Below are 24,058 nucleotides of genomic sequence, written 5' to 3'. Positions count from 1 at the left end.
TGATTGAGAAAGCAAAGGGGGACCGGCGCGTGGTAGAGCGCGCCGATCCCCCAGGTTGTTTCCAGGCTGGATTGGTTAGGCTGCCGCCGACAGTGTTACGCTGCCGCGGATACCGGATCGCTGCTGTTATCGTCCCCGAACCCCAGGATGCTGTCTATCTCGCCGGCGTCGAGAGTTTCCTTGACAACCAGTTCCCGGGTCAGCCGCTCGAGAGCGTCCATGTTTTCCTGCAACAGGGTCACGACGCCCTGGTAGCAGCCGCTGACGATGGAGCGGATCTCGTTGTCCATCTCGCGCGCGGTGACATCGCTGAAGCCTTTCTTCCCGCCGTTATCGGTGTTCTCGTTGTGTCCGAAGGCCACCGGGCCAAAGGCACGCGACATGCCCCACTCGCTGACCATCCTGCGCGCGGTGTCGGTGGCACGGGCAAGGTCGTTGCCAGCCCCCGTGGTGGTGGTGCTGTAAATAAGCTCCTCGGCAGCACGCCCACCCATGAGCACCTTGAGGTGGGCGACCAGCATCTCCTTGGTGTAGCAGTAGATGTCGTCTTCGGGGATCTGCACGGTAACCCCCATTGCCCGTCCCCTGGGGATGATGGTCACCTTGTGTACCGGGTCGGCGTCCGGAGTAAGTTTCGCCACCAGAACGTGGCCCGCCTCGTGATACGCGGTGGAAAGCTTTAGTTTGTCGGAGAGGACCATGGACTTCTTCTCGGCGCCCATGAGCACCTTGTCCTTGGCCAGGTCGAAGTCGATCATCTCGACCACACCCTTGTTGGAGCGCGCGGCGAGTATGGCGGCCTCGTTGACCACGTTGGCCAAATCGGCGCCGGAGAAACCGGGCGTGCCGCGCGCGATGACCAACAGGTCGACTGCATCGTGCAGCGGGACGTTCTTCGCGTGCACCTTGAGGATTGCCTCACGTCCCCTGATGTCGGGGGAGCCCACGGTGACCTGACGGTCGAAGCGCCCGGAGCGCAGCAGCGCCGCGTCGAGGATCTCTGGGCGGTTGGTGGCGGCCAGCACCACGATGCCGGAGTTCACCTCGAAGCCGTCCATCTCAACTAGCAACTGGTTCAGGGTCTGGTCGCGTTCGTCGCTGGCGCCGCCGCCGGCGGCTGCGTCACGCTTGCGGCCGACCGCATCGATCTCGTCGATGAACACGATGCAGGGCGCCGCCTTCTTGGCCTGCGCGAACAGGTCCCTGACCCGCGACGCGCCCACGCCGACATACATCTCGACGAATTCCGAACCGGATATGGAGAAGAAAGGAACGTCCGCCTCCCCCGCGACCGCACGTGCGATCAAGGTCTTGCCGGTGCCCGGAGGGCCTACGAGGAGCACGCCGGTGGGCATCTTGCCACCCAGTGTGGAGAACTTCTCGGGATCCTTGAGAAACTCGACCGTGTCCAGCAGTTCCGCCTTGGCCTCCTCGGCGCCGGCCACGTCACTGAAACGGGTGGTCGATTCTGAGTAGTCGACCACGCGGGCACGGCTTCTCCCCATGCCGGTGAAACGTCTCAGGATGACAAACAGGAATATGCCGACTGCAACCAGGAAACCAATCTCGAACCAGTTAGGCCCGCCGGACGGAGGTGTCGAGGAGAAATCGACCTTCTTGGCGATGAGCAGATCGCCGAGGTAGGCGCCTGCCGGGAGAAAGAGGTTGAACTTCTCGCCGTTTTTAGCGTGGGCGGTGATCTCGTCGCCGACGATCCTCACCTTGGCTATATTGCCGGCCGATACTTTCTGAATGAAGGTGGTGTAGCTGATTTGCCTGCTAGTATCCGCGTGTGATTGCTGCCAGGAATAGAGGCCATAACCGACCAGGGCCAAAAAGCTCAAAGACAGACCCAAAAACAGAAGCTTCTTGTTTCTAGTGTTCCCCATAGTTCTCCCATTACTACTGAAGTAGTAATAACGTTACGCCTACTACAATCCTATCTCTACATGTGTAAACCGTAACAGTAAAAGTACTTATTGTTTTGTGATCAGATAATTAACAATTAGTACCTGTTAAAAACAATCCAAATAGTTTTTAAAAAATTGAATATCTATTTTTACTGCATCCGTAACTTTTTTGTACACACAATTTTTTTTCATTTATAGATGGGGAATGGGATGTTGTGGGACAGGTGCGGAGGTGCAGGAGATGGTGGGTGGATGTTGATTTGGGCGGGCAAAAGGAGGCGGAGCGGGGAAAACTCCCCCTGTCCCCCCTTCGCAAAGGGGGGAACGCGAGGCGCGGACGACGCTTGATGGGAGAGTGCACCGCACATCATTCCGGAAGCAAAAAAAGAGGCGCCCTTTTGGGGGGCGCCTCTTTGGACGACAAGTGTAAAACAGTGGCTACTTGCGCAGCAGCTTTACGATGGCGGAGAAATCCTCTTCGCCGCGACCATCCTTGACGGCCTGATCGTAGATCTGGGAGACGGTCTTCGCGGCGGGGAGATCGAGTCCCAGTTTATCGGCCATCTCCAGTACGCGACGCATCTGCGAGTCGACGTACTTGAGCGCCAGGTTACGGCTGAAGTCGCCGCGCGCGATGGAGCGCCCCTTGGAGTGGAACAGCGGCGAGGCAACCCCGCCGGAATCGAGCACCTCGAGAATCTTGTCAGGTTTGAAGCCCATCTTCTCGCCGAAGACCAGCCCCTCGGAAAGGGACTGCATCATCTCTGCCTGCAGCAGGTTCACGATCAGTTTCATGCGGGTGGCGTCGCCGATCTTGCCGATATGGATGATATTGAGGCCGAAATAGGAGAACGGCTCACGGCAACGACCCAAAAGGGCTTCGTCGCCACCGGCGAGGATGGTGAGCAACCCGTTGGCCGCGTGCTCTTTGCTCCCCCAGACCGGCGCCTCGAGGAACATGACCCGGCGCGCCTTCGCTTCCTCGGCCATGCGCTCAATGGTCTCCAGGCAGTGGGTGCCCATGTCGACCAGAATGGTGCCGGGGTCGATCCCTTCCAGGACGCCGTTCTCGCCAAAGACCAGGTACTTGCTCTCCGGCACGATTACGATAACCAGATCCTGCCCTTTGGCGGTGGCCATCGGCGATTCGCCGACTTTCACGCCCAGCTTGGCAAGTTCAGCCATCGCATTTGCGTCTTGGTCAAACACCGTTAATTGGTAGTCCGACTTGGCAAGGTTAGCTGCCATGTGAACGCCGACGGTGCCCAGACCGACGAAACCTATCTTCTTAAGCATAATCCCCCCAGAGTGGCTGATGCTCTGCACCAGCGGATAGCATTTTTGCTTAGTACCAAAAAACTCAAGGCCCCATTATACTCAAAGAGCGAGTTTGTGCAACACTGTTTTATCTTGATTTGGTAACAGACACCCTGTCGCACAGATCGTACAACGGACAGGTCGAGCACCTCGGTGAAAGTGGCGTGCACTGGTTCTGCCCGAAAGTCACCAGAAGATCGTTGATTATGATCCAGTACTCCGCCGGCAGTTTCTCTCTCAGTGCGAATTCCGTCTGTTCCGGGGTGCGGGTCTTGACGTAGCCCCATCGGTTGGAGATCCGGTGCACGTGGATGTCGACGCAGATACCGGGCTTGCCGAAACCGAGGGTGAGCACCAGGTTAGCGGTCTTCCTCCCAACCCCCTTGAATTTCAGCAGCGTCTCCAGCTCATCCGGGACCGCTCCCCGGTACAGTTCGCACAACGAGCGCGATATCTCGAGAATCTGCTCAGCCTTGACGCGGTAGAAGCCGACCGGGTAGATGGCCGCCTCGATCCGCGGCACATCAAGGTGGATCATCTTTTCAGGGGAATCCGCCAGGGCGAAAAGCCGGGCCGAAGCGTCGGCGGTGACTTGGTCGCGGGTCCGCAGCGATAGGATGCAGGAGACCAGCACCTTGAAAGGATCCTTCCCCTGCGTGGCGACGATGGTCACCGCGGGGCTCACCCAGGCCTTGACCGCCTCGGTGAGGATCGTTATCGCCTGGTGGATCTGGTCGTCCCTCATGTCATAACCTGTTGGTGATCACGCGCATTACCAGTACGCCCATGATGGAAGCGAGCAGTCCCACGCATACCAGCAGTATGCCGATGCTGCGCCCCTCCCCCCAGCCGAGCAGGTCCTGGTTCTTCATAAAGGCTATCAGCCCCAAACCAGTGAAAGTAAGAAGCCCCCCTATGATAAACGTGGACAGTGCGAATACCGCTCCAGCCATCCCCTTCGTTTTTGCCACACACACCTCTATCGTTCTTTCAAAAGTAATGCTTCCTTATACAAGATGGTACCAGTCAAGGCAACTGCTAACTGCGTCCTTCCCTATTGCACAAACGGGAGAACACCCTATAATGGCCTGATCAAATTCGAGGGAGATACATGAGAGAACTGGTAGACCTGCATTTACATTCCACCTTTTCCGACGGGGTGCGTACCCCCAGCGAGCTGGTGGCCATGGCCAAAGGACTCGGACTCAAGGCGATCGCGCTGGCGGACCATGATACCGTGGACGGCATCGACGAGGCACTCGCGGCAGGCGCTGCCGCCGGTGTGGAGGTGCTGCCTGCCCTCGAGTTCTCCGTCGCCTACAGCTCGTTCAAGGACGTCCACCTGCTCGGCTACCTCCTCGATCACCACGATGCGCAATTACAGTCCATTCTTAAGGAATTCAGGGATCGCAGGGAAGCACGCGGCGAGGCGATCGTGGGGCGCATCAACGAGAAGCTGGCAACGGAAGGGAGAGCACCCATTTCCAGCGCCGAAGCAGCCGCACTGGCGGGAGGGGCACTGGGACGCCCCCACATCGCGCAGGTACTGATGAGCAAGGGATACGTAAGGGATATGCAGGACGCCTTCGTGCGCTACCTGCTCCCGTGCGATGTCCCCAAACGCTATTTCCCGATGGAAGAGGCGCTGGCGACAGTGCAGAAGCTCGGCGGGGTAGCGGTGCTGGCCCACCCCACCACCATAACCAACGACCGCGACACGCTGACCCGCATCATCGACGAGCTCTGCGCCATGGGGCTTGCCGGGGTGGAGGCTTTCAACAACGTCTGCAACGAACAGGAAAGCGCCTTCCTGGTATCTACCGCGGAGAAAAAGGGGCTGATCTGGACCGGCGGTTCCGATTACCACGGCATCGAGGAAGGGATCAACATGGGTACCGGCAAGGGGAGCATGGCCATACCCTATACCTGCGTCGAGGCGCTGAAGCGGGCCCAAAGCCAGAGAGGCTAAAAACAAAGGGGCTGGAGGCTAAGGGCTGGGGGCTGGAAAAACCGCTAATGGTTTCCGCCCCCCGCACCTACGCTCCCAGCCCCTTTTTATTTGTAGTGCCGGTCCCTAGTCCCTGCCTTTAATCCTTCACCGGCTTGTAGCTCAGTACATCCAGATCGCTTTCGACGTCGGTGACGCCCTCCACGGACCTGGCCAGTTCGATGGCTTCCTCGATCTCCTCCTCGGTCTGGACGTGACCGGCCAGGGTGACGATGCCGTCCTCGCAGCTGATGCAGAATTTCAGGGCCCGTGCCAGCGACGACTTGAGCAGCTCGGCCTCGACCCTCTTGGCCACGATCAGGTCTTCGAGCAGTGCCATGGACTCCTCCTCCCCTTCCTTGAGACGGGGATCCTTGGAGGCGGCGATGATAGCTTCGATCATGGCGTGCGGGGTGGAAGACTTGGTGTTGAAAAGCAGGTCATAGGCCAGCGGGTCATTCCAGTCACGATCGAAGTAGAAATGGATAAAGCCGCCCAACTGGTGGTCGCTCCTCCTGATCAGCTCGCGGGCCAGGTCCGGATCGATCCACTCCCTTTCGGCAAACTTTTCCACCCGGTCTTCAAAAGGCGCTATGAAGCGGACCCTGAGCACGGTGGTCAGCACCTTGATGAGATCCTGTGCCCCTCTGCCGTAGAGGATCACGTTACCCTTCTTGGCGCAGTCCAGCAGGATGAGCTCCATAGTAGCAAGATGCGCAGCTTGGAGGCGGTCTTCGGCGGTGCGATAGGACGGCGGCTTCTCGTCCACCCTTTCCAGGATCTCGGGGGTCAGGCCGTAGGCGGGGGCCAATTCCTCGATCTTTACGCGGTCAACGAGGGTGTACTTGAGCTTCTTTGCCAGTTCCTTGGCAATGGCGTAGGCGCCGGTCCCCATCTCCCTGGAAATTGTGATGATTGCCATGCAAGCCTCCTTTGCTAATGAGAAACCGCCGCATCATAGCACGTAAAGTCTGCCGTATACAAGGGATTTTGCTGTCTTGGATGAACCGCACGCAGCGTGGAGGCAGGCCCAACGGGGATGAAGCGGAACAGGGGCGAGGGAGAAGTGGTCTCCCCCACCCCGGCAGGTTAGTAATTTTCGGCCAGACGCTCGAAGTGCGCCTTGGGGTGATGGCAGACCGGGCACATATCGGGTGCATCGGTTCCCTCGTGGATGTGGCCGCAATTACGGCACTTCCAGCTAGTGGGAGCCTCATCCTTGAAGACGGTCCCCTCTTCTACCGACGCCAGCAGGGCCTTGTAGCGCTCCTGGTGTGCCTTCTCGATGGCGGCAATGCCGTCAAACATGGCGGCGATAGCGGTGAAGCCCTCTTCGCGGGCCTCCTTGGCCATGCGCGGGTACATGTCGACCCACTCGGCGTACTCGCCAGCCGCAGCGGCTTTCAGGTTGGTGATGGTGTCGCCGAGCCCGGAGAGGGCTTTGAAGTGCAGCTTGGCATGCTCCTTCTCGTTCTCAGCCGTTTCGAGAAACAGTGCCGCGATCTGCTCGTACCCTTCCTTCTTGGCCACCGCCGCGTAGTAGGTGTACTTGTTGCGCGCCATCGACTCGCCGGCGAACGCGTCCTGCAGGTTCTTCTCTGTCTTGCTTCCTTTCAGTTCCGCCATGCTCTGTTCTCCTTTCCTTGGTTGACTGCTTTAAAAATGGGGCTGATGGGATCAGTCGATTCCGATCCTCTTGACACCCTCCACTACGCTCAGACGCGCCATGAGGTCCGCGGAGCTGGACTTCTTGGGCTGCTTGACCTGGAACTCGAGAAATATCACGCCGTGCTCGATGTCCTTCTGCAACTTAGCGTCGACCCGCTCGATACCGGCAGAGCTGAGGGTTTCGTAGACACGGGTGACGAAGTCGGACCGGTCTTCGCCCCAAACCTTGACCAGCACGTAGGTGTCGCGGGAGAGTCTCTTCTCCACCTCCTTGAGTAACAGGAGGTTCACCAGGGCCACCAGCGTGACGGAGATCGCGAGCCAGAAAAGCCCGATGCCGCAGGCGATACCCAGTGCCGCGGCGACCCAAAGGCAAGCGGCGGTGGTGAGCCCGCGGATCGAGGCGCGCTCCCTGATGATGGCGCCCGCACCCAGGAAACCGATACCAGCGACCACCTGAGCGGCGACACGGCCCGGGTCGACCCCGACCGGACCGCCGGCGAAGTTGCCGAAGATACGGTAGATCTCGATGGACGAGATCGTAAATAGACACGAGCCGAGCGAGACCAAGAGGTGGGTCCGGAACCCGGCGGGACGGCCGTGGATCTCACGCTCCAGGCCGATCAGCCCCCCCAGGAACGAGGCGAGCAGCAATCGGCACAGCAGGTAGATGTCGAAGTCGGGACCCAAGCACTACTCCTCGGAAAGGCCGAGCGACAGGGTCAGCACCACGGTCTTTTCCAGGTCGCCGCTACGGATGGTCAACGGAACGCGAACCACGTCGCCCGTGGCCACGGGATCACCTGCTATCTCCAGAGACAGCCGTGCTTCCTCCAGCGCCTCCGGTGCTGATACTACCGGTGCCGCAGGCGCGGCCGGAGGCGGCACGGCAGCGGCGGATTGAGCGGGTGCGGATGCAGCGGAAGGTTCCTCCGCGACGGGCCGCGACACAGGCGCAGCGGCAGCCAGCGGTTCCATCATCTGTTGCAGCCCTTCGCCGCTGGCAATGGCGGCGGTCCCCTTGGCGCGCAACCCGGTCAGAATGCTTTTCACCAGCGCCATGAGCCCCTGCAGCACGCCCTCACCCGTCTGGCTGCTGGTCTTGAAGCTGGCCAGCCGCGACGGGTTCAGCTGCTGCTCCAACTCGGCCTGCGAAGCTGCGTCGGCGAGATCGCTCTTGTTGTACTGCAGGATGGTCGGTATGGAGGTCAGGCTCTGCCCATACCCCTTCAGGTATTCGACCAGTTGGCCCAGCCCGGCCTGGTTTTCGGCCGACCGCTGCGGAGCCGAGTCCGCCACGAACACTACCCCGTCGGCGCCCTTCAGCACCATCTTCCAGGCCGCCGGGTCCACTAGCGGCCCGGAGACGGTGTAGAGATGGAAACGAACCCGGTAGCCGTCGACGTTGCCGTCACCGGGCGGGGTGAAGTCGAAGAACAACATGCGGGCGCCCTGCACGCTCATCACCTTCAACGCACCGCGGAATTCGGGCTTGAGCTTATTGAAGACGTGCCTGAGGCTGGTGCCCTTACCTGCCTGACCGGGGCCGAAAAAGACTATTTTCGCGTTGATTTCACGCTTTGCCTGGTTCACCAGAGCCATTCGAGATCCCCCTGAATTACCTATTTTCCTTCTTACTCAGCAAAATCTTGCGCGCCTGGGTCGAGATGATGGTGTTGACGTTTTTGCTTTTGGCGAGGTTGGCGAGATCCTTCTCCCCCAACGTGCCAAGGAAGCGGAGCGCGTTGGGCAGAGGCGTCTTGTGGTTTTCCACCAGAGCCTTCCTGATCTGCCCATTCTTGATCCAGTCCTTGTTGGCGCAGATGACCCGGATCACCTCGTCGTTTTGTATCTGCGACTTGGCGATGGCGAGCACCTCCGATTCGGTCATACGCGGATTCTTGATGGCAGCACCTGACACCAGCTTGTTGGTGTCCTTGATCAGGATGGAACGCCACTCCTTATCGCCGGTCATGGCCATCTTGATCTTGTCGCCAACCCCCATGGCCTGGGCCATCTGGTACTTTGACTGGTACTCTTCCTCGTCGATCGGTTCATCATCGTCAGGGCCGATGGTCTCGTCGACCTCCTCCAGGTCATGTTCCTTGTGAGGAGCCGCGTGCGGCGCCGCCTGGGGGGCGGCCAAGGCGGCGCCCCTCTGTGCCATGAGAAAGGCTGCCGCCTTTTCGCTGAGGTTTTGATGCCCGGCGAGCAGCGCCGCGATCTCCGGTTTTCTGCCGTGCAACTGCACCAGCGCGTCCAAAACCTGCGAATGGAGTTCGCGCTCAGACAGGATCTGTTCCAGAAGTGGCCTTTCCAGGGAGCGCAGCGTCGCCATCGCCTGCTGCTTTACCTCCTGGTCCGCATCATGGCAGAGATAGTACAAAAGCAGTACCAGATCGCCCGGCGGGAGCGCCACACGCCCTGCTGCGGCCTGCATCCGGTTCTCCCTGGGCTTATCGGCCCCGACGTACGGGGCCGCAGCCGCAGAAATCCTGAAGGTGACCTTCGACACTTAGCTATTTCCCTGCCTTGACGACCTTGGCTGTAAGGCCGGTCTTCTTAAGGTGCGCCGCCGCCTTCTCGGCGCTGGTCGGATCGGCGAAGCTGCCGGCACGGACTTTGACCACCGTCACCGGGATATTGGCCTTCTTGAGCACCAGGCGAACCCCCTTGTCGTAGAGGCGGTCCTGTTCCACGGCTGCCTTCCCTTCCCTCATGAAGGAACCAGCGTAGACCGCGTAGCGTCCACCTTCCTTGAGCATGAAGGCATTGGGAGCAACGCCCTTGAGGCGCGCCAGTTCTTCGGCGGCCTCGTCGTGGTTGGCGAAGTCGGCCAGGAACAAGCGGTGCATTGGCTCGCCTTTGTGGGTCTTGGTGGTGACTACCGGCGCGACGCCAGCCTTTTTGAGCTTGGCAGTGACCGAGGCGACCTCACTCTCCGCGACCTCGCTGTCGAGCTCGAGGGAGAAAACGCCTTTTGCCTTGGCCTTGGCAGCGGCTTTGGCAACGGGCTTAGTCGGCTTGGCTTCTTTGGCCTCCTTGGCAGACTTGGCCTCCTTGCCCGCTGCCGCGGCTTTGGCTTCCTTGGCGGCCGGTTTGGACTCCTTCCCGGCGGCAGGCTTGGCTTCTTTCGTTGCTGCGGGTTTGGCCTCCTTTGCTGCCGCAGCGGGAGCTGCCGCAGGCTGGCCTGGCTTCGCTGCAGGCGCCCCAGGTTTCGCTGCAGGCGCACCAGGTTTCGCTGCAGGCGCACCAGGCTTGGCCGCAGGTGCCTCAGGTTTTGCAGCCGGCGCCCCGGGTTTCGCAGCAGGTGCACCGGGTTTGGCAGCAGGCGCCGCGGGGGTTGCAGGAGGCGCAACAGGCGTCCCCGGCTTAGCGGCAGGAGCGGGTTTGGCCTCGCCAGCTTTGGCGGGTTCACCCGGCTTACCCGCAGCTTCAGTAGTCGGCTTGCCGGCCGTAGCCTTGGCGGAGGTCGGTGCCTCGGCGACGGGGGAACGTGGCGGCAGCGGCTTCTTCACCACAGCCGGCGCGGGTGCGGGCGGAGGGGGCGCGGGCGCCTCTTCGCGCGGCTTGATCAGCCCAGTAAAGAAGTAAAGGTAAGCAAAAAGGGCGATGAGCAGCAGCAGAAGCAAAAGGAGTCGCTGTTGCGAGCTCTTCTTGTGGTCTACGGTTTCATCTTCATCGGGTGTAAATTGCTTCGCCATCTGGCTCCATCCTCCCTGTCATGACATTCGAGTCAGGCGCGCCCGGCCCCTACTTCACCAAGGCTTCGTGGGGCTAGCCCCCTTTGGCCAAGGCTTCGGCGGGGCAAGCCCCCCCTTGGCCGAGACTTCGTGAGACTTGCCCACCGTAGCCTTGGCGAAGGTGGGCCGGGCAGCCTGTTTACAACTTCAGTTAAGCACTCTTGTGGTTATTGCCTTTTTGGTCCTGCGCCTCGGCAATGATCTTCTGGGCCAGGTGACTCGGGACCTCCTCGTAGTGGGAGAATTCCGAGGTAAACATGCCGCGGTCGCTGGTCATGGAGCGCAAGTCATTGGAATAGGTCAGCACCTCCGACATCGGCACCACGCTCCTGATGATCTGCGAGTTCGCCTTGGGCTCGACGCCGACTACCTTGCCACGCCTGGAGTTGAGATCGCCGATCACGTCGCCCATGTTCTCGTCGGGTACGGTGATTTTCATGTTGACGATCGGCTCCAAAAGGACCGGCTTGCACTGTTCCATCGCCTTCTTGAAGGCCATGGAACCGGCGACCTTAAAGGCCATCTCCGAGGAGTCAACGGTATGGAAGGAGCCGTCGAAGAGCGCGACCTTGAAATCGACTACCGGGTTGCCGGCCAGGAATCCTTCCTTGGCCGCCTCCTGGATCCCCTTGTCGACCGCCGGGATGTACTGGCGCGGGATGACGCCCCCCACGATCTTGTCCTCGAACTTGTACCCCTCGCCGCGCGGCATCGGAGAGAGTTCGATCCAGCAGTCGCCGTACTGGCCGCGCCCGCCTGACTGCTTCTTGTATTTTCCCTGCACCTTCGCCGAGCCGCGGATGGTTTCGAGATACGGCACCTTCGGGGTCTTCAGGACGACGTCAACGCCGAACTTGCGCTTCAACTTCTCGACCACAACTTCAAGGTGCACCTGACCCATGCCGGAGATGATGAACTCGCGGGTCTGCGGGTCGCGGTGGCTCTCGATGGTCGGGTCTTCCTCGATCATGCGCTGCAGGGCGCCGTGGATCTTGTCCTCGTCGTTCTTGGTCTTGGGCTCGATCGCGTAGGAGATCACCGGCTGCAGCGACTGGGCCGGTTCGTAGACGATTGGCTTCGCCTCGTCGCAGAGCGTGTCGCCGGTGACCGTTTCCTTGAGCTTGGCGACGGCGACGATGTCGCCGGCCACTGCCTGCTTGATCGGGTGCTGTTTCTTCCCTTCCAGCTCAAAGATCTGGCCGATGCGCTCCTGGACCCCCTTGGCCGAGTTGTAAACCAGCGAGTCCGAGTTGAGCACGCCCGAGTAGACACGGAAGATGGTTATCTTGCCGGTGTAGGGGTCCGAGGTGGTCTTGAAGACCAGCGCAGAGAACGGCTCGCTCTCGGAGGGGGCGCGCTCGATGATCTGCTCGGTCTTGGGATCGATCCCGACCGCCTTGGTGCGATCCAGCGGCGAAGGGAGAAAATCGCAGATGCCATCCAGAAGCTGCGCCACGCCGATGTTCATGGCAGCCGACCCGCAGAAGACCGCGGTAAAGGTGCTGCGCATGGTGCCAACCCTGATGCCGTCAAGGATCTCCTCTTCGGAGAGTTCACCAGTGTCGAGGAACTTTTCAGTCAGAGCGTCGTACGCCTCGGCGACCGTCTCGACCATCATCTCCCTGAGGCGTTTCGCCTCGTCAAGGTGTTCGGCCGGAATCTCCCCCTCGGTAAACTTGCCGGAGAGGTCCTTCTGGTAGCGGTACGCCTTCATGCGCACCAGGTCGATGACCCCCTCGAAGTTCTCCTCGGCCCCCAGGGGCATCTGTACCGCGACCCCCCTGGCGCCCAGCGCCTTCTCCATGTCGTCGATGGCGCGCAGGAAGCTGGCCCGCTCGCGGTCCATCTTGTTAACGAAAGCGATGCGCGGGATCTCGAACTCGTTGGCCCACTGCCAGACTTCCTCGGTCTGGACCTTGACGCCGGAGATGGCGGAGAGGATCACGACCGCGCAGTCAAGCGTCCTCATGCAGGCGCGGGTGTCGGCAATGAAGTTGCCATAGCCCGGGGTGTCGACTATGTGGATGGAGTGCCCTTTCCACTCGCAGTGGTCCAGGGAAGAGGTGATCGAGATGCGACGCTTGATCTCTTCGGGCTCGAAATCCATGGTGGAACTGCCGTCGTCGACCCTCCCCAGCCGGTCGATCATGCCCGTATCGAACAGGATCGCTTCAGCCAGCGAGGTCTTGCCGGCACCGCCGTGAGCTACAATACCGAGGTTACGCAGTTTTGCCGTTTCATACCTTCCCATAGTGCCCTCCCTTTAGAATGAAGATCATCAATGACCTACGCTTCAACGAGAAACCGACTTGAGTAAAGCAGACGAAACAAACAACGCACTATCAACTACCTGGCTGAACTCTCAATGGATTTTAGCGTACCTCCCTCACCCGCCTCAGCGTGTGAACCAACTCTCCCTATCCAAGAAAAAACGTGATGTTTCAAAGACAGTTGCTACCTACCCTCTTCCGCAGGCTCTCTGAGCTTGTGCCGGGACGCCGATGTTCCTCTAAGCGCAGCACGAACCTCACGTCCCCCCATTTGCAAAGGGGGGACAGGGGGGGGTAGCCGTAGTAGCCGCCACATCCTGCCCCGCAATGCAAGTCAAATCACCCCCTCGATCCCCCTTTGCGAAAGGGGGATCGAGGGGGTGCCCTTACGGCTTGTTCCTCTTATAAATGATGCGCAACCCCTCGAGGGTGAGGAACTCGTCCACCGCCTCGATGGTGCTCGATTCCGGCGCGATCAGCGAGGCAAGCCCGCCAGTGGCGATGACCTTTACGTTCTCTTTCCCTTCAGCCTTCATGCGCTGCACGATGCCGTCGACAAGTCCCACGTAGCCGAAGAAGATGCCGGCCTGCATCGAGTTCACCGTGTTCTTGGCGATGATAGCCGGCGGGCGGGCAATATCTACCCGCGGCAGCTTGCTCGCCTTTTGGAACAGGGCCTCCATCGAGATGGCGAGCCCGGGGGCGATGGCGCCACCGCAGTACTCCCCCTTCTTGTTGACGTAGTCAAAGGTGGTGGCGGTGCCGAAGTCCACAATGATAAGCGGGGTGCGGTACTTCTCGAAGCCCGCGATGGCGTTCACGATGCGGTCCGCCCCAACCTCTTTCGGGTTGTCATAGTGGATCGGCATGCCGGTCTTGATGCCCGGTCCCACCACGTAGGGATTGATCTTGAAGTACTGGCGCGCCAGTTTTTCCAGCACACCGGTCAGGGTCGGCACCACCGAGGAAACGATGATGTCCTTCACGTCGGAGAAGACGATCCCCGACAGGCGGAACAGGTCGTGGAACAGGATGCCGTACTCGTCGATGGTCTTGGACTTGTCGGTGGAAACCCGCCAGTCCTGAACCAGTCGTTCCTCATCGTAAATCCCGAGAACGATGTTGCTGTTCCCGACGTCGATCACCAAAAGCAAGGAAAACCTCCCAAACTGCGCCTCACGCGAAGCCGCAAAGACGCCAAGCACATACCGAAACTAAAAGTAAAACGGTCACAGCACAAAGGCTTGCTTTTCTTTGCGCCTTTGCGTGAGCCGCCTTTAGACGAGTGCGACGTCGCCGGAGAGCACGGTCTCCATCCTACCGTCGGACAACTGCACCAGCAAGGCGCCGAAGGAATCGACCCCCTGTACCATGCCCACGAACTCGCGCTCGCCCTGGCTCACCTTGACGTTACGCCCCTTGATGGCGGACCGCTCCAGCCACTCGGCCCGCACCGGCGCTTCCCCCTCGGCCAGGAACACGTCGTACAACCGATCCAACTCGATAAGCAGCGCCTTGGTGAAGGCGAGGCGATCCACCTCCACGCCACCTTCCTGCAACAACGAGGTAGCCGGGTGGCGCAGGAGCGACTCCGATATCGAGGCCATGTCCAGGTTCAGGTTGACGCCGATCCCCAGCACCACGAAATTGACCTTCTCGGTCTCCGCGTTCATCTCGTTGAGGAGCCCCGCAACCTTCTTGCCGCTAATCAGGATGTCGTTGGGCCACTTGATCTGCGGCTTGAGCGTAGTGCAGCTTTCGATGGCACGGGCCACGGCGACCACGGAAAGAAAGGTGAGCTGGCAGGCCGCCATGGGTGCGATGGCGGGACGCAGCACCACTGAGCAGTACAGGTTGACGCCGGGGGGCGACAGCCACACACGCCCGAGCCTCCCCTTGCCGGCGGTCTGGGCGTCGGCGATGACCACGGTCCCTTCTAGGGCGCCGTCTTCGGCGAGCTTGAAGGCGACCTGGTTAGTGGACTCGGTTTCCTTGAGACAGATGATGCTGGAGCCGACTCTCTTTGTGTCGAGGCCGGAGGAGAGATCTAACTGGGTGAGAACTTTGGGTGATGAGAGCAACCGGTAACCCTTGGAGGGGACGGCTTCGATCAGGTATCCGCAGGCGCGGAGCCCCTTGACGTGCTTCCAGACTGCGGTTCGCGATACACCCAGGAGGCGGCTCAGCGCAGCGCCGGAAACCACCCCATCGCCGGAGCGGAACAGCTCGATTATCCTGCCATCGACCCCGGAGTCTTTCAAACGCCCTCCATCAGCATTGAGATGTCGGTCGCGCGAACCGAGTGGGTGAGCGCTCCGACCGATATGATGTCCACACCGGTCAGGGCTATGGACCTGATCGTTTTCAGGTTCACCCCCCCGGACGCTTCGACCAGCGCCCTCTTATTTATTATCTGCACCGCCTCGGTCATCTGATCGAGCGACATGTTGTCCAGCATGATGATGTCGGCGCCCGCTTCGAGCGCCTGCTTGACCTCGTCCAGCGTCTCGGTCTCAACCTCGATTTTCAGGGTGTGCGGGATATAGGCACGCGCGGCGCGCACAGCCTCGGCGATGCCGCCTGCGGCAACGATATGGTTTTCCTTGATCAGCACGCCGTCGTACAAGCCGGTACGGTGGTTAGTGCCGCCCCCTACCCTCACCGAGTACTTCTCCAGCACGCGCAGGCCGGGGGTGGTCTTCCTGGTATCGACGACGCGGGCTCCGGTCCCTTCCAGTTCCTTGACGTACAGGGCGGTCTGGGTAGCGATGCCGCTCATCCTTTGCAGCAGGTTCAGGGAAACCCGTTCCCCTTGCAAAAGCGTCGCTGCATTCCCCTCCATCACGGCGATGATGTCACCCTTATTGAGCCGAGCGCCGTCCTGGAAGTGGGCGGTAAAAACGATTCCGGAGTCGAGCCGTGCGAAGACACGACGGGCCACGTCGACGCCGGAGAGGACCATCTCCTCCTTGGCGACCAGTCTGGCGCGCATGCGACGCGGATTGGCGACGACGGAGAGGGTGGTGATGTCGCCGGTATGGATATCTTCGGCCAGTGCGTTGTCGATTATGTTATCGATTTGGTTCATATAATCTCAATTCTCCCTAAGTTAAGCGGCAGTTTTTTATAGCACAGCTTAACTAGGCCCGCAACCGCTAATAAATTGCGTGAGCAAGCTACTGACGCCACTCTAGAGGCACCGCTGCCTGGGCGGCAGCGAGATCGAGGGCGGCTATGCGGTTCAGCATCTCGCTGATCTTGCCGTCAACGACGGAGACCTGCGCCTCCATGCGATTGATGGCTTCGCGGTCCCGTGCGCGCTGGAAGATGGTGCGTTTCCGTCGCAACTCGACCAGTTGCTGCTCCAGGCCCGCGCGCTGGTCCTGGAGCGTCTTCAACTCGGTTCGCAGCGACTTGAAGCGATCGCGCCACCAGCGCTCGCCATGTCCACCCGGCGCGGGAGCCGTGCTGGGCGCTGCGGAGGATTCTGTTTTGCCGCCGGGGGACACGACCGCAGGGGTGCTGTCGGAGAGTTCGACCCGCTGTGCCTTGTCGCGGTAATGCTTGGGGATGTTGTTGCGGTTATCGGTAAAATGGACGACACCCTGAGCGTCGGTCCACTGGTAGAAAGCGGCGCGGGCGAGGGATGGAGCCAGTAGAGAAAGCATCAAAAGGGAGAGCAAAATCGTTTTCATCATCCCTCCTCTTACAGGGCCTAACCGGCCAAACATAAAAAACAATCAATAGTTTTGAATTGACGATGCCCTTTGCGATGTGTATATTATCCCGGCTATTGCCCTAAGGTGATAGCAAATAAATAGCCAGAAGGAGTGTACCATGCAGTTTCGCCTCGCCTTGCTTATGGTTCTTATCGTCTGTGCGTCGCCGGTTGCGCTTTTTGCCAAGGAGACCAAAGACGTCAAGTTTCCTCTTAAGAACGGGGACGCCGTTGTCTTCAGTCACGATGTGCACCTGCTGAAATATAACAACAATTGCAGGATCTGTCACAACGCTATCTTCGATCTTAAGGCGAAGCGGCACTTCACCATGGCCGAAATGGAAAAGACTAAGTCCTGCGGTGCTTGCCACACTGGCATCAAGGCTTTTAGCGTAGCCGATGAAAAGAGCTGCGTCAAATGTCACAAGGGCAAACCCCGTAACGTAGATTTCAAAGTTAAGGGTCTGGGTCAGACCACCTTCAACCACTCTGTTCACCTTGCCAAAGTCAGTGACGGTTGCAAAGCGTGCCACAACGGCACCGTAATCACCGGCAAAGAGGGCCGCGTGACCATGGCCCAGATGGAGAAAGGCAAGACCTGCGGCGCCTGCCATAACGGCAAGAGAGCCTTCACCGTCGCCGGCAACTGCGGCAAGTGCCACGCCGGCATGAAACCCCGCGAGATCACCTGGAAAGCCAAAGGGGTGACCGACGCCAAGTTCAGCCACGACTTCCACCTCGAAGCATTCAGCTGCAAAGACTGCCACACGAAGCTCTTCGCCTTCAAGGCCGGCGCCAAGCACTTCACCATGGCCGACATGAACAAAGGCAAGTCTTGCGGCGGCTGCCACAACGGCAAAGAGGCATTCTCCGTAGCCGGCGATTGCAACAAGTGCCACAAAGGCTACAAGCCCGGCAACGTCATCTTCAAGAACGAGGGCGGCGAAGTGAAGTTCAGCCACGACTTCCACCTGGAAGCCTACAAGTGCGCTGACTGCCACACCAAGATCTTCCCGATGCAAGCCGGCGCCAAGCACCACACCATGGGCGACATGGAGAAAGGCCAGTCCTGCGGCGCATGCCACAATGGCAAGGACGCCTTCACCTCCAGCGGCGACTGCGACAAGTGCCATAAGATGTAACTGGCAGCACCATATGAACACAAAGGCGGGACCGAAAGGTCCCGCCTTTTTTTGTGCTCAAAGGCGGTCGTGGTGGCATATTCCAACGCGCCCTTACAAACTTGCAACATGCATCTACAAAATTGCAACACGGATATACAAGTTCGCAACAGGGGTGTACTAGTTTGCAACCCAGGTGTACTAGTTTGCAACCCGGGTGTACAAGTTTGCAATCCGGGTGTACAAGTTTGCAACGCGGGTGTACATGTCTGCAACCCGGATGTACAAGTTTGCAACCCGGGTGTTCAAGTTTGCAACCCGGGTGTTCAAGTTTGCAACCCGGATGTACAAGTTTGCAACCCGGGTGTAAAAGTTTGCAACGCGGGTGTACAAGTTCGCAACGTGCCCGTACAAGTTCGCAACGCGAACAGACTAAATTTTAAAGAAGGTTCTCCCCTCCTCCATGACTGGCCCCTGCGGCTGCATCGGGTATACTAACCAAGTTTAAAAAAATTAACGATCCATAAGATCACCTCGCATCCCACAACTCGTATATGGGGGATCATCATGGCGAAGCTCTACCTCGGCTGCAGCGGTTTCAGCTACAACCATTGGCGCGGTAACTTTTACCCGGCGGAGCTCAAGACCAAAGACTGGTTCGAACATTACCGTTCCGTCTTCGACACCGTTGAACTCAACGTCACCTTCTACCGGACCCCCTCTGCGGCGATCTTCAAGCATTGGCACGACGAGAGCGAGCCCAACTTCTCGTTCGCGCTGAAAGGGAGCCGCTACATTACCCACATCAAGAGGCTGCACGATATCGAAACGGCCTTATCGAGATTCTTCAAGCCGACCCGTGAGTTGCAGGAGAAACTGCAAGTCGTCCTCTGGCAGTTCCCACAGCAGTTCAAGGTCGACCTGGGGAGACTGGAAAAATTCCTGGACCAAGTGGCACCATACCACGGCAGGCACACGCTGGAGTTCAGGAACGAAAGCTGGCTTACCGACGAGGTGGTGAGCCTGTGCCGCGACCGCAATGTGTCACTGTGCATGGCAGACCACCCAATATTCATCGACGCACCGCCGATCACCGCAGACTTCGTCTATATCAGGCGACATGGGATGGAGGGGAGCTACAACGGGTTCTACACCAAGGAACAACTGGAGAAGGACATGGCGAGGATCAGGAAATACTTAAGCCGCGGTTTGGACGTCTACATCTATTTCAACAACGATGTGGGGGGCGCGGCCCCTCAAAACGCGAGGGATCTGGCAACCATGCTCCAGGTGCCGCTCGACAAAGAGTAACTCTACCTGCTCCCCTTGCCGGGTCGGATCAAATCATCGGCCCGGCCGCCTGATTTCCCCACATCTTTCCCTTCCGGCACCAGCACGAGGTCCAGTTGTGCCCCCTTAGCCCCACGCTTGGGATAGTGCTGCGTCACCAGCCCCTCGAACCCCTTTACGTCCACGAGGATGTGAATGTGCGACGGGCGGTTGGCGTAGGGCACGGCCGGAAAGGTCTGCAGGCGATAGCGCCCTTTCCTGTCGGAGTAAACAGTAGCGCGATAGGCATCGTCGTAGCGGCCGTCGGGGCCGGCCTGCCAGAACTCGATGCGGGCGTTGGTAATGGGGGAGCAATCGGCGGAGGAGCGGACCGTGCCGCTCAGGCGGTAACCTTTGCCAATAGTGTCACGTACCGGCGTGTTGGGGCGGTAGAACGGTCCGATCTCGTCCCAGGGGGTTGGTGGGCAGGATCCGGCAAAGGCGCGAATTGAAGCGGAGTGAATGACGAGCAACAAGAACAGTGGAATGAGAAGGTGTCTGGAAGTAGCCATGGTGTCTTCCTCCATCTCCCCATCCAAAGGCTAGCGATGGGGGCCGCAGATGTGTTCCAGGCTCGTTTCGATGGTCTGACCGTCATAGGTCAAGTAGATGTTTCCCTCTGTGACAGTAATCGACCAGTTGATCACCCGCTCCAGCTTATCACAAAGCTGCCGCAGAAAGTCGAAGTCGATGCAGATCACCGTCAGGTTCTTAACCTGTGCAAGTTTTGTCTGATGCTGTGTCAGCCAGCGGCTGACGTTGGCGCCGAAGGTGAACAGGAAGGCGCGCTCGACGTGGCGGCAGGACTTCGCCAACCGTTCCGGATCCGGTTGCCCCACCTCGACCCAAAGCTGAACCCGTCCGTCCGGTCCCTTGCTCCAGAGATCCGGCTCGTCCCCCGAGCCGACCCCCTTGGTGAAGGCGAGATCCTCCTCGTAGCAAAGCGACAAGGCCAACAACCTGGCCAACAGCCTCTCCGAAGTCTCTGAGGGATGTTGGGCAATGGTGGTCTGAATGTCGGCGTAGACCTGGCGGTCCAGATCAGAGAGTTGCACGGAAGCGCGGTATATGGTGGAAGGCAGGGCCATCAGCAGTTCCTTTTCAAGCAGTTAAATGTACACGTCCTGTAGGGGCGAATAATGGTTTGCCCCGAAAACAGCAATGTCGTGGCTATAGCGTCCCCGCCCCCGGAGGGGGAGGGACAGGGAGGGGTAAGGTTTAACGGCGCCCCCCTCCCAACCTCCCCCCTCCAGGGGGAGGAGCGTGAATGCCATCTAGACAAGGAGGGCGAATAACTATTCGCCCCCCTCCTCCGCCCAGCTCTTCCAATCGAACCCATCGAAGTCGATCATCAGCGCCAGTGCGATGAAGGTATCCAGCTCGCTCACCCTCTGCCCAAGCAGCCGCTCGGTGAAGTCCCTGAACAGTGCAACCTCCTCGCGGAAGATGGCATCGAAAGGCGCGGTAATAGCGGACAGCTCCAGCGGGTCCACCTCGGTGAAGTTCATGGTGCACCACTCGTCGTGCATCACTTCTCCCTCGGTGTCCACCAGCGGGATGCCGTGCAGGCGGCAGGTCATGGGGCGATGATCGTAGACCAGACAGCGGCCGTCCTCGCCGAGCAGGACGCAGGGCGTCTCGTCCTCGTCCGGCATGAGCAGTTCCCAGTCCTCCTCCGGGCGGTAGTTCAACACGAAGGGGTGGTCCAGTTCCGGCCACTCTTGCCGCATCAGGGCAAGTCGCTCCCGGCACTTCGCCAGCACCTGCTCCTTGACCGCTTCCGGCAGTGCATCGAAGCCGCGCTTCAGGAAATACGCGTCCAGCAGGGTGATGTCAAAGGTGCCACGGCAGCAGCCCGAGCAGCCGCCCAGGCAGGCGATGTGCTCGGGGTACGCCGCCATGCAGCGGGCAAACCAGGCATCCACCTGGGCCAGCAGTTCACGATTTCGTCTGAGTATCTCTTCCATAGGAATCGGTCTGTCCATATTCCCTCCCCCGGAGGGGGAGGGTCAGGGAGGGGGAAAGTTTTTGTACGGCGCCCCCCTCCCAACCTCCCCCTTCCGGGGGGAGGAGCAAGAAGAAAAAAAAGGCGGCAATGAACAAATTGCCGCCTTCGGTACGCACAGTATCGATCAACTACTAAGCGAGGATCTCGGCTTTGGTGAAGATGGACTTCAGCCAGTACCCTTCGGCCTCGATGTTCTCGCGGCCGCCTTCCTCACGGTCCACCAGGGTGACCACACCCAGGACCACCAGCCCTTCCTCCTCCGCGCGCTTGATCGCCTTAAGGGAGGAGCCGCCGCTGGTCACGACGTCCTCGACGATGACCACCTTGGAGCCGGGCTTCAGGTTCTTGCGCCCCTCCAGCCATGCGCCGGTGCCGTGCCCCTTGGGCTCCTTGCGGATGATGAAGCCCGGGACCGGTTTACCCTCCAGGAAGCTGACCACGGAGGTAGCGGTGGCGATAGGGTCTGCGCCCAGGGTAAGCCCCCCTACCCCTTCAACACCTTCGACGTCCTTGATGGCCTCGAAGAAAAGCTTGCCGGTCAGGTAGCCGCCCTCGGGGTGCAGCGTGGTCTGCTTCCCGTCAAAGTAAAAATCGCTCTGACGACCGGAAGCCAAGGTCACGTTCCTCTTCTCGTAGGACAGCTCAATGATGATCTTCTTCAGTCTTTCCTTTTCGGTCATTTCTCGGCAGTCTCCTTTTCGAATAATCCCATCTGCGGCTCTTGCTGGTCCATCAGACGCGGGAATTTAACCGGGTATCCCCCGGTAAAGCAGGCGGTGCAGAAATCGGCATTCTCGGCGCCGACGGTAGACATGAGACCTTCTTCGGAGAGGTAGCCGAGCGAATCGGCGGTAATATAACGGCGGATCTCGTCGATCGAGTGCGACGAGGAGATCAGCTCCTTGCGGTTCGGGGTATCGATGCCGTAGTAGCAGGGATAGCTGGTCGGCGGCGAGGAGATGCGCACGTGCACCTCGGCGGCGCCTGCGTTCCTGATCATCTTGACGATCTTCCTGGAGGTGGTGCCGCGCACGATGGAGTCGTCAATAACCACCACACGCTTGCCTTTCAGCACCTCGCGCACCGGGTTCAGCTTGATCTTAACGCCGAAGTGGCGGATCGCCTGCTGTGGTTCGATGAAGGTACGGCCGACGTAGTGGTTGCGGATCAATCCCAGCTCGAACGGAATGCCGGATTCCTCGGCGTAGCCAAGCGCCGCGGGGACACCGGAATCCGGGATCGGGATGACGATGTCCGCATCGACCTTGTGCTCGCGGGCCAACTGGCGCCCCTGCTCCTTGCGCACCTGGTACACGTTTTTGCCGAAGATGTGGGAGTCGGGACGCGCGAAGTAGACGAATTCGAAGATGCACGGGGTCGGCTGTACCTTCTTGAACGGGAAGAAGGAGGTCAGGCCGTTCTTGTCGATGACGATCACCTCGCCCGGCTCGATCTCACGGATGAACTCGGCATCGATCAGGTCGAGGGCGCAGCTCTCGGAGGCGACCACGTAAGCGCCCCCCTGGCGGCCGAGGCAGAGCGGACGGAAGCCGTTGGGATCGCGCACCGCTACCATGCGGCTCTCGGTCAGGAATAGGAGGCAGTAGGCGCCCTGGATGCGGGACAGTGCGTCGGTGATTCGGTCAAGAAGCGAATTCTGCTTGGAAGTGGCGAGCAGGTGGACGATGATCTCGGTGTCCATGGTGGTCTGGAAGATGGAACCGTAGGCCTCCAGCTCGTCCTTGATGATTTGGGCGTTGACGATGTTGCCGTTGTGGGCTATCGCGATGGAGCCGCGGGAGTAGTCCACATTGATGGGCTGGACGTTTTTGATCACCGAGGAGCCGGTGGTCGAGTAACGCACGTGGCCGATGGCGGAACGACCGGGCAGAGTCTTGAAGATTTCGGGGTTGCCGAACACGTCGGCGACGAGTCCCATGCTTTTATGCGCGTGCAGACTGCTTCCGTCCGAGGAGACGATGCCGCAACTTTCCTGTCCCCTGTGCTGCAAGGCGTAGAGCCCGAGGTAAGTGAGGTTCGACGCCTCCGGGTGGTTGAATACACCGAAAATGCCGCACTCTTCTTCGGGCCTGCGCATCATCATTTCTTCCACGACTGCTCCTTATAAAAGTGGTGCTAGAAGTTCTCTTTGACGTATTTCGCTGCGTTCTTGAAGAAGATCAGGCCTTCGCCCTCTTCCGGCAGCTCTTCACGAGTCCAGCGCGGGTGCTGGGTGCGGTGCACGAATGCCTCGGGATGCGGCATGAGCCCCATGATCCTGCCGGTCTCGTCGCAGATGCCAGCGATGGCGTTCACGGAACCGTTGGGGTTCTCAGGGAATTCCATGGTCGGCGCCGTGTAGTTCTTATCGGAGTACTTGAGACAGGAGAGGTGCTTGCCCTCAATCGCCTCCAGGGTCTTGGCGTCGTCCACCAGGAACTTCCCTTCGCCGTGGCGAACCGGGAGGTAGACGCCGCCCTCGATGCCGCGGGTGTACAGGGACGGGGAATCGGCATCGACCTTCAAGTAGCACCAGCGGTCCTGGAAGCGGCCGCTCGCGTTGTAGGTAAGAGTCGCGGTCTGGTTCAGGTAGTTGCCGCCAAGAGCCGGGAGCATTCCCATCTTCACCAGGAGCTGGAAGCCATTGCAGACGCCCAGGATTAGTTTGCCGTCCGCGATGAAGCGGGTGATCTGGTCCACGAGGCGCTCTTCTTTGCCCTCAACCGTCGCGTAGCGCAGGCGGTTGGCCTGGGCCTTGGCGCTGCCGAGGTCGTCGCCGTCGAGGAAGCCGCCGGTCAGGTTCAGGAAGTGGTAGTCGTCCAGCCTCACCTCACCGGTGAGAAGCTCAGCTATATGGGCGATGCGCGCCTCGTCGAAGCCGCCCAGTTTGCAGGCGTGGGCCGCCTCGGTTTCGCAGTTGGTGCCGTTGCCTGTTATGACAAGCGCTTTAGCCTTGGTCATCAATAAAGTCCTCTATCGGATGGTTA

24 protein-coding genes are annotated in these 24,058 nt (G+C 59.7%); 3 read left to right on the top strand and 21 right to left on the bottom strand.

Going from position 1 to position 24,058, the window contains the following annotated elements:
- Positions 1-95: 95 nt before the first annotated feature.
- The 4 genes from ftsH to K7R21_RS04800 form a co-directional block, all read right to left on the bottom strand.
- On the bottom strand, positions 96-1,889 hold the full coding sequence (ftsH, locus tag K7R21_RS04815) for an ATP-dependent zinc metalloprotease FtsH (protein ID WP_224982142.1): 1,794 nt from the start codon (positions 1,887-1,889) through the stop codon (positions 96-98).
- A 459-nt stretch (positions 1,890-2,348) separates the two neighbouring features.
- Positions 2,349-3,206, bottom strand: coding sequence for an NAD(P)-dependent oxidoreductase (locus tag K7R21_RS04810; protein ID WP_224982141.1), 858 nt, complete (start codon positions 3,204-3,206; stop codon positions 2,349-2,351).
- A 109-nt stretch (positions 3,207-3,315) separates the two neighbouring features.
- On the bottom strand, positions 3,316-3,972 hold the full coding sequence (locus K7R21_RS04805; protein ID WP_224982140.1) for an endonuclease III domain-containing protein: 657 nt from the start codon (positions 3,970-3,972) through the stop codon (positions 3,316-3,318).
- A gap of 1 nt (position 3,973) precedes the next feature.
- The gene (locus tag K7R21_RS04800) at positions 3,974-4,198 is read right to left on the bottom strand and encodes a hypothetical protein (protein WP_216510743.1); all 225 of its coding nucleotides are present in this window, start codon (positions 4,196-4,198) and stop codon (positions 3,974-3,976) included.
- A gap of 140 nt (positions 4,199-4,338) precedes the next feature.
- On the opposite strand from K7R21_RS04800, the gene K7R21_RS04795 reads away from it, so the two are divergent.
- Positions 4,339-5,196 carry a PHP domain-containing protein gene (locus tag K7R21_RS04795; protein WP_224982139.1) on the top strand — a complete coding sequence of 286 codons (858 nt, stop codon included), beginning with the start codon at positions 4,339-4,341 and terminating at the stop codon, positions 5,194-5,196.
- Positions 5,197-5,314: 118 nt separating this feature from the next.
- Here the strand turns inward: K7R21_RS04795 and K7R21_RS04790 are convergent, their stop codons facing one another.
- The 11 genes from K7R21_RS04790 to K7R21_RS04740 form a co-directional block, all read right to left on the bottom strand.
- Complete coding sequence (locus K7R21_RS04790) at positions 5,315-6,136, bottom strand: cytidylate kinase family protein (RefSeq protein WP_224982138.1); 822 nt, start codon at positions 6,134-6,136, stop codon at positions 5,315-5,317.
- 167 nt (positions 6,137-6,303) lie between these two features.
- On the bottom strand, positions 6,304-6,840 hold the full coding sequence (rbr, locus tag K7R21_RS04785) for a rubrerythrin (protein ID WP_224982137.1): 537 nt from the start codon (positions 6,838-6,840) through the stop codon (positions 6,304-6,306).
- Positions 6,841-6,891: 51 nt separating this feature from the next.
- Entirely contained in the window at positions 6,892-7,572 is a 681-nt protein-coding gene (locus K7R21_RS04780) for an MgtC/SapB family protein (RefSeq protein WP_224982136.1), read from the bottom strand.
- A 3-nt stretch (positions 7,573-7,575) separates the two neighbouring features.
- The gene (locus tag K7R21_RS04775) at positions 7,576-8,484 is read right to left on the bottom strand and encodes a GTP-binding protein (protein WP_224982135.1); all 909 of its coding nucleotides are present in this window, start codon (positions 8,482-8,484) and stop codon (positions 7,576-7,578) included.
- Positions 8,485-8,500: 16 nt separating this feature from the next.
- Positions 8,501-9,397 carry a hypothetical protein gene (locus tag K7R21_RS04770; RefSeq protein ID WP_224982134.1) on the bottom strand — a complete coding sequence of 299 codons (897 nt, stop codon included), beginning with the start codon at positions 9,395-9,397 and terminating at the stop codon, positions 8,501-8,503.
- 4 nt (positions 9,398-9,401) lie between these two features.
- The gene (locus tag K7R21_RS04765) at positions 9,402-10,586 is read right to left on the bottom strand and encodes an SPOR domain-containing protein (protein WP_224982133.1); all 1,185 of its coding nucleotides are present in this window, start codon (positions 10,584-10,586) and stop codon (positions 9,402-9,404) included.
- Positions 10,587-10,776: 190 nt separating this feature from the next.
- Complete coding sequence (fusA, locus tag K7R21_RS04760; protein ID WP_224982132.1) at positions 10,777-12,876, bottom strand: elongation factor G; 2,100 nt, start codon at positions 12,874-12,876, stop codon at positions 10,777-10,779.
- 405 nt (positions 12,877-13,281) lie between these two features.
- A complete protein-coding gene (locus K7R21_RS04755; protein ID WP_224982131.1) occupies positions 13,282-14,049 on the bottom strand; it encodes a type III pantothenate kinase in 768 nt (255 codons plus the stop codon).
- Between the two features lie 123 nt (positions 14,050-14,172).
- Positions 14,173-15,156, bottom strand: a complete 984-nt coding sequence (locus K7R21_RS04750) for a biotin--[acetyl-CoA-carboxylase] ligase (RefSeq protein WP_224982130.1) — start codon at positions 15,154-15,156, stop codon at positions 14,173-14,175.
- Positions 15,153-15,983, bottom strand: coding sequence for a carboxylating nicotinate-nucleotide diphosphorylase (gene nadC, locus K7R21_RS04745; protein ID WP_224982129.1), 831 nt, complete (start codon positions 15,981-15,983; stop codon positions 15,153-15,155). Before nadC ends, K7R21_RS04750 begins: the two co-directional genes overlap by 4 nt.
- An 88-nt stretch (positions 15,984-16,071) precedes the next feature.
- Positions 16,072-16,590 carry a DUF4124 domain-containing protein gene (locus K7R21_RS04740; RefSeq protein ID WP_224982128.1) on the bottom strand — a complete coding sequence of 173 codons (519 nt, stop codon included), beginning with the start codon at positions 16,588-16,590 and terminating at the stop codon, positions 16,072-16,074.
- Between the two features lie 142 nt (positions 16,591-16,732).
- Between K7R21_RS04740 and K7R21_RS04735 the strand changes: the two genes are divergently transcribed.
- On the top strand, positions 16,733-17,755 hold the full coding sequence (locus K7R21_RS04735) for a cytochrome c3 family protein (protein WP_224982127.1): 1,023 nt from the start codon (positions 16,733-16,735) through the stop codon (positions 17,753-17,755).
- Positions 17,756-18,301: 546 nt separating this feature from the next.
- Positions 18,302-19,045, top strand: coding sequence for a DUF72 domain-containing protein (locus tag K7R21_RS04730; RefSeq protein WP_224982126.1), 744 nt, complete (start codon positions 18,302-18,304; stop codon positions 19,043-19,045).
- 2 nt (positions 19,046-19,047) lie between these two features.
- Here the strand turns inward: K7R21_RS04730 and K7R21_RS04725 are convergent, their stop codons facing one another.
- The 6 genes from K7R21_RS04725 to K7R21_RS04700 form a co-directional block, all read right to left on the bottom strand.
- Positions 19,048-19,575, bottom strand: coding sequence for a peptidase associated/transthyretin-like domain-containing protein (locus tag K7R21_RS04725; protein ID WP_224982125.1), 528 nt, complete (start codon positions 19,573-19,575; stop codon positions 19,048-19,050).
- 30 nt (positions 19,576-19,605) lie between these two features.
- Positions 19,606-20,151, bottom strand: a complete 546-nt coding sequence (locus K7R21_RS04720; protein WP_224982124.1) for a YaeQ family protein — start codon at positions 20,149-20,151, stop codon at positions 19,606-19,608.
- 207 nt (positions 20,152-20,358) lie between these two features.
- Positions 20,359-21,030 carry a YkgJ family cysteine cluster protein gene (locus K7R21_RS04715; protein ID WP_224983415.1) on the bottom strand — a complete coding sequence of 224 codons (672 nt, stop codon included), beginning with the start codon at positions 21,028-21,030 and terminating at the stop codon, positions 20,359-20,361.
- A 172-nt stretch (positions 21,031-21,202) separates the two neighbouring features.
- Positions 21,203-21,751 carry an orotate phosphoribosyltransferase gene (pyrE, locus tag K7R21_RS04710; protein WP_183346315.1) on the bottom strand — a complete coding sequence of 183 codons (549 nt, stop codon included), beginning with the start codon at positions 21,749-21,751 and terminating at the stop codon, positions 21,203-21,205.
- Positions 21,748-23,175 carry an amidophosphoribosyltransferase gene (gene purF, locus K7R21_RS04705; protein ID WP_224983414.1) on the bottom strand — a complete coding sequence of 476 codons (1,428 nt, stop codon included), beginning with the start codon at positions 23,173-23,175 and terminating at the stop codon, positions 21,748-21,750. The genes pyrE and purF overlap by 4 nt, the downstream gene beginning before the upstream one ends.
- A 32-nt stretch (positions 23,176-23,207) precedes the next feature.
- Positions 23,208-24,032 (bottom strand): phosphoribosylformylglycinamidine synthase subunit PurQ, encoded by an 825-nt coding sequence (locus K7R21_RS04700; RefSeq protein WP_224982123.1) that lies wholly within the window; start codon positions 24,030-24,032, stop codon positions 23,208-23,210.
- Between the last annotated feature and the right edge of the window lie 26 nt (positions 24,033-24,058).

This window comes from Geomonas agri (assembly GCF_020179605.1).
Classification (GTDB): Bacteria; Desulfobacterota; Desulfuromonadia; order Geobacterales; family Geobacteraceae; genus Geomonas; species Geomonas agri.
The sequence above is the reverse complement of the archived record's forward strand: the minus strand, read 5'-3'. Positions and strand labels throughout refer to the sequence as shown.

What these genes read in the sequence shown, in the direction of transcription:
- ftsH (WP_224982142.1), bottom strand. Translation starts at nt 1,889, where the DNA reads ATGGGGAACACTAGAAACAAGAAGCTTCTGTTTTTGGGTCTGTCTTTG.
- K7R21_RS04810 (WP_224982141.1), bottom strand. Translation starts at nt 3,206, where the DNA reads ATGCTTAAGAAGATAGGTTTCGTCGGTCTGGGCACCGTCGGCGTTCAC.
- K7R21_RS04805 (WP_224982140.1), bottom strand. Translation starts at nt 3,972, where the DNA reads ATGAGGGACGACCAGATCCACCAGGCGATAACGATCCTCACCGAGGCG.
- K7R21_RS04795 (WP_224982139.1), top strand. Translation starts at nt 4,339, where the DNA reads ATGAGAGAACTGGTAGACCTGCATTTACATTCCACCTTTTCCGACGGG.
- K7R21_RS04790 (WP_224982138.1), bottom strand. Translation starts at nt 6,136, where the DNA reads ATGGCAATCATCACAATTTCCAGGGAGATGGGGACCGGCGCCTACGCC.
- rbr (WP_224982137.1), bottom strand. Translation starts at nt 6,840, where the DNA reads ATGGCGGAACTGAAAGGAAGCAAGACAGAGAAGAACCTGCAGGACGCG.
- K7R21_RS04775 (WP_224982135.1), bottom strand. Translation starts at nt 8,484, where the DNA reads ATGGCTCTGGTGAACCAGGCAAAGCGTGAAATCAACGCGAAAATAGTC.
- K7R21_RS04765 (WP_224982133.1), bottom strand. Translation starts at nt 10,586, where the DNA reads ATGGCGAAGCAATTTACACCCGATGAAGATGAAACCGTAGACCACAAG.
- fusA (WP_224982132.1), bottom strand. Translation starts at nt 12,876, where the DNA reads ATGGGAAGGTATGAAACGGCAAAACTGCGTAACCTCGGTATTGTAGCT.
- nadC (WP_224982129.1), bottom strand. Translation starts at nt 15,983, where the DNA reads ATGAACCAAATCGATAACATAATCGACAACGCACTGGCCGAAGATATC.
- K7R21_RS04740 (WP_224982128.1), bottom strand. Translation starts at nt 16,590, where the DNA reads ATGAAAACGATTTTGCTCTCCCTTTTGATGCTTTCTCTACTGGCTCCA.
- K7R21_RS04735 (WP_224982127.1), top strand. Translation starts at nt 16,733, where the DNA reads ATGCAGTTTCGCCTCGCCTTGCTTATGGTTCTTATCGTCTGTGCGTCG.
- K7R21_RS04730 (WP_224982126.1), top strand. Translation starts at nt 18,302, where the DNA reads ATGGCGAAGCTCTACCTCGGCTGCAGCGGTTTCAGCTACAACCATTGG.
- K7R21_RS04725 (WP_224982125.1), bottom strand. Translation starts at nt 19,575, where the DNA reads ATGGCTACTTCCAGACACCTTCTCATTCCACTGTTCTTGTTGCTCGTC.
- K7R21_RS04720 (WP_224982124.1), bottom strand. Translation starts at nt 20,151, where the DNA reads ATGGCCCTGCCTTCCACCATATACCGCGCTTCCGTGCAACTCTCTGAT.
- K7R21_RS04715 (WP_224983415.1), bottom strand. Translation starts at nt 21,030, where the DNA reads ATGGAAGAGATACTCAGACGAAATCGTGAACTGCTGGCCCAGGTGGAT.
- pyrE (WP_183346315.1), bottom strand. Translation starts at nt 21,751, where the DNA reads ATGACCGAAAAGGAAAGACTGAAGAAGATCATCATTGAGCTGTCCTAC.
- purF (WP_224983414.1), bottom strand. Translation starts at nt 23,175, where the DNA reads ATGATGATGCGCAGGCCCGAAGAAGAGTGCGGCATTTTCGGTGTATTC.
- K7R21_RS04700 (WP_224982123.1), bottom strand. Translation starts at nt 24,032, where the DNA reads ATGACCAAGGCTAAAGCGCTTGTCATAACAGGCAACGGCACCAACTGC.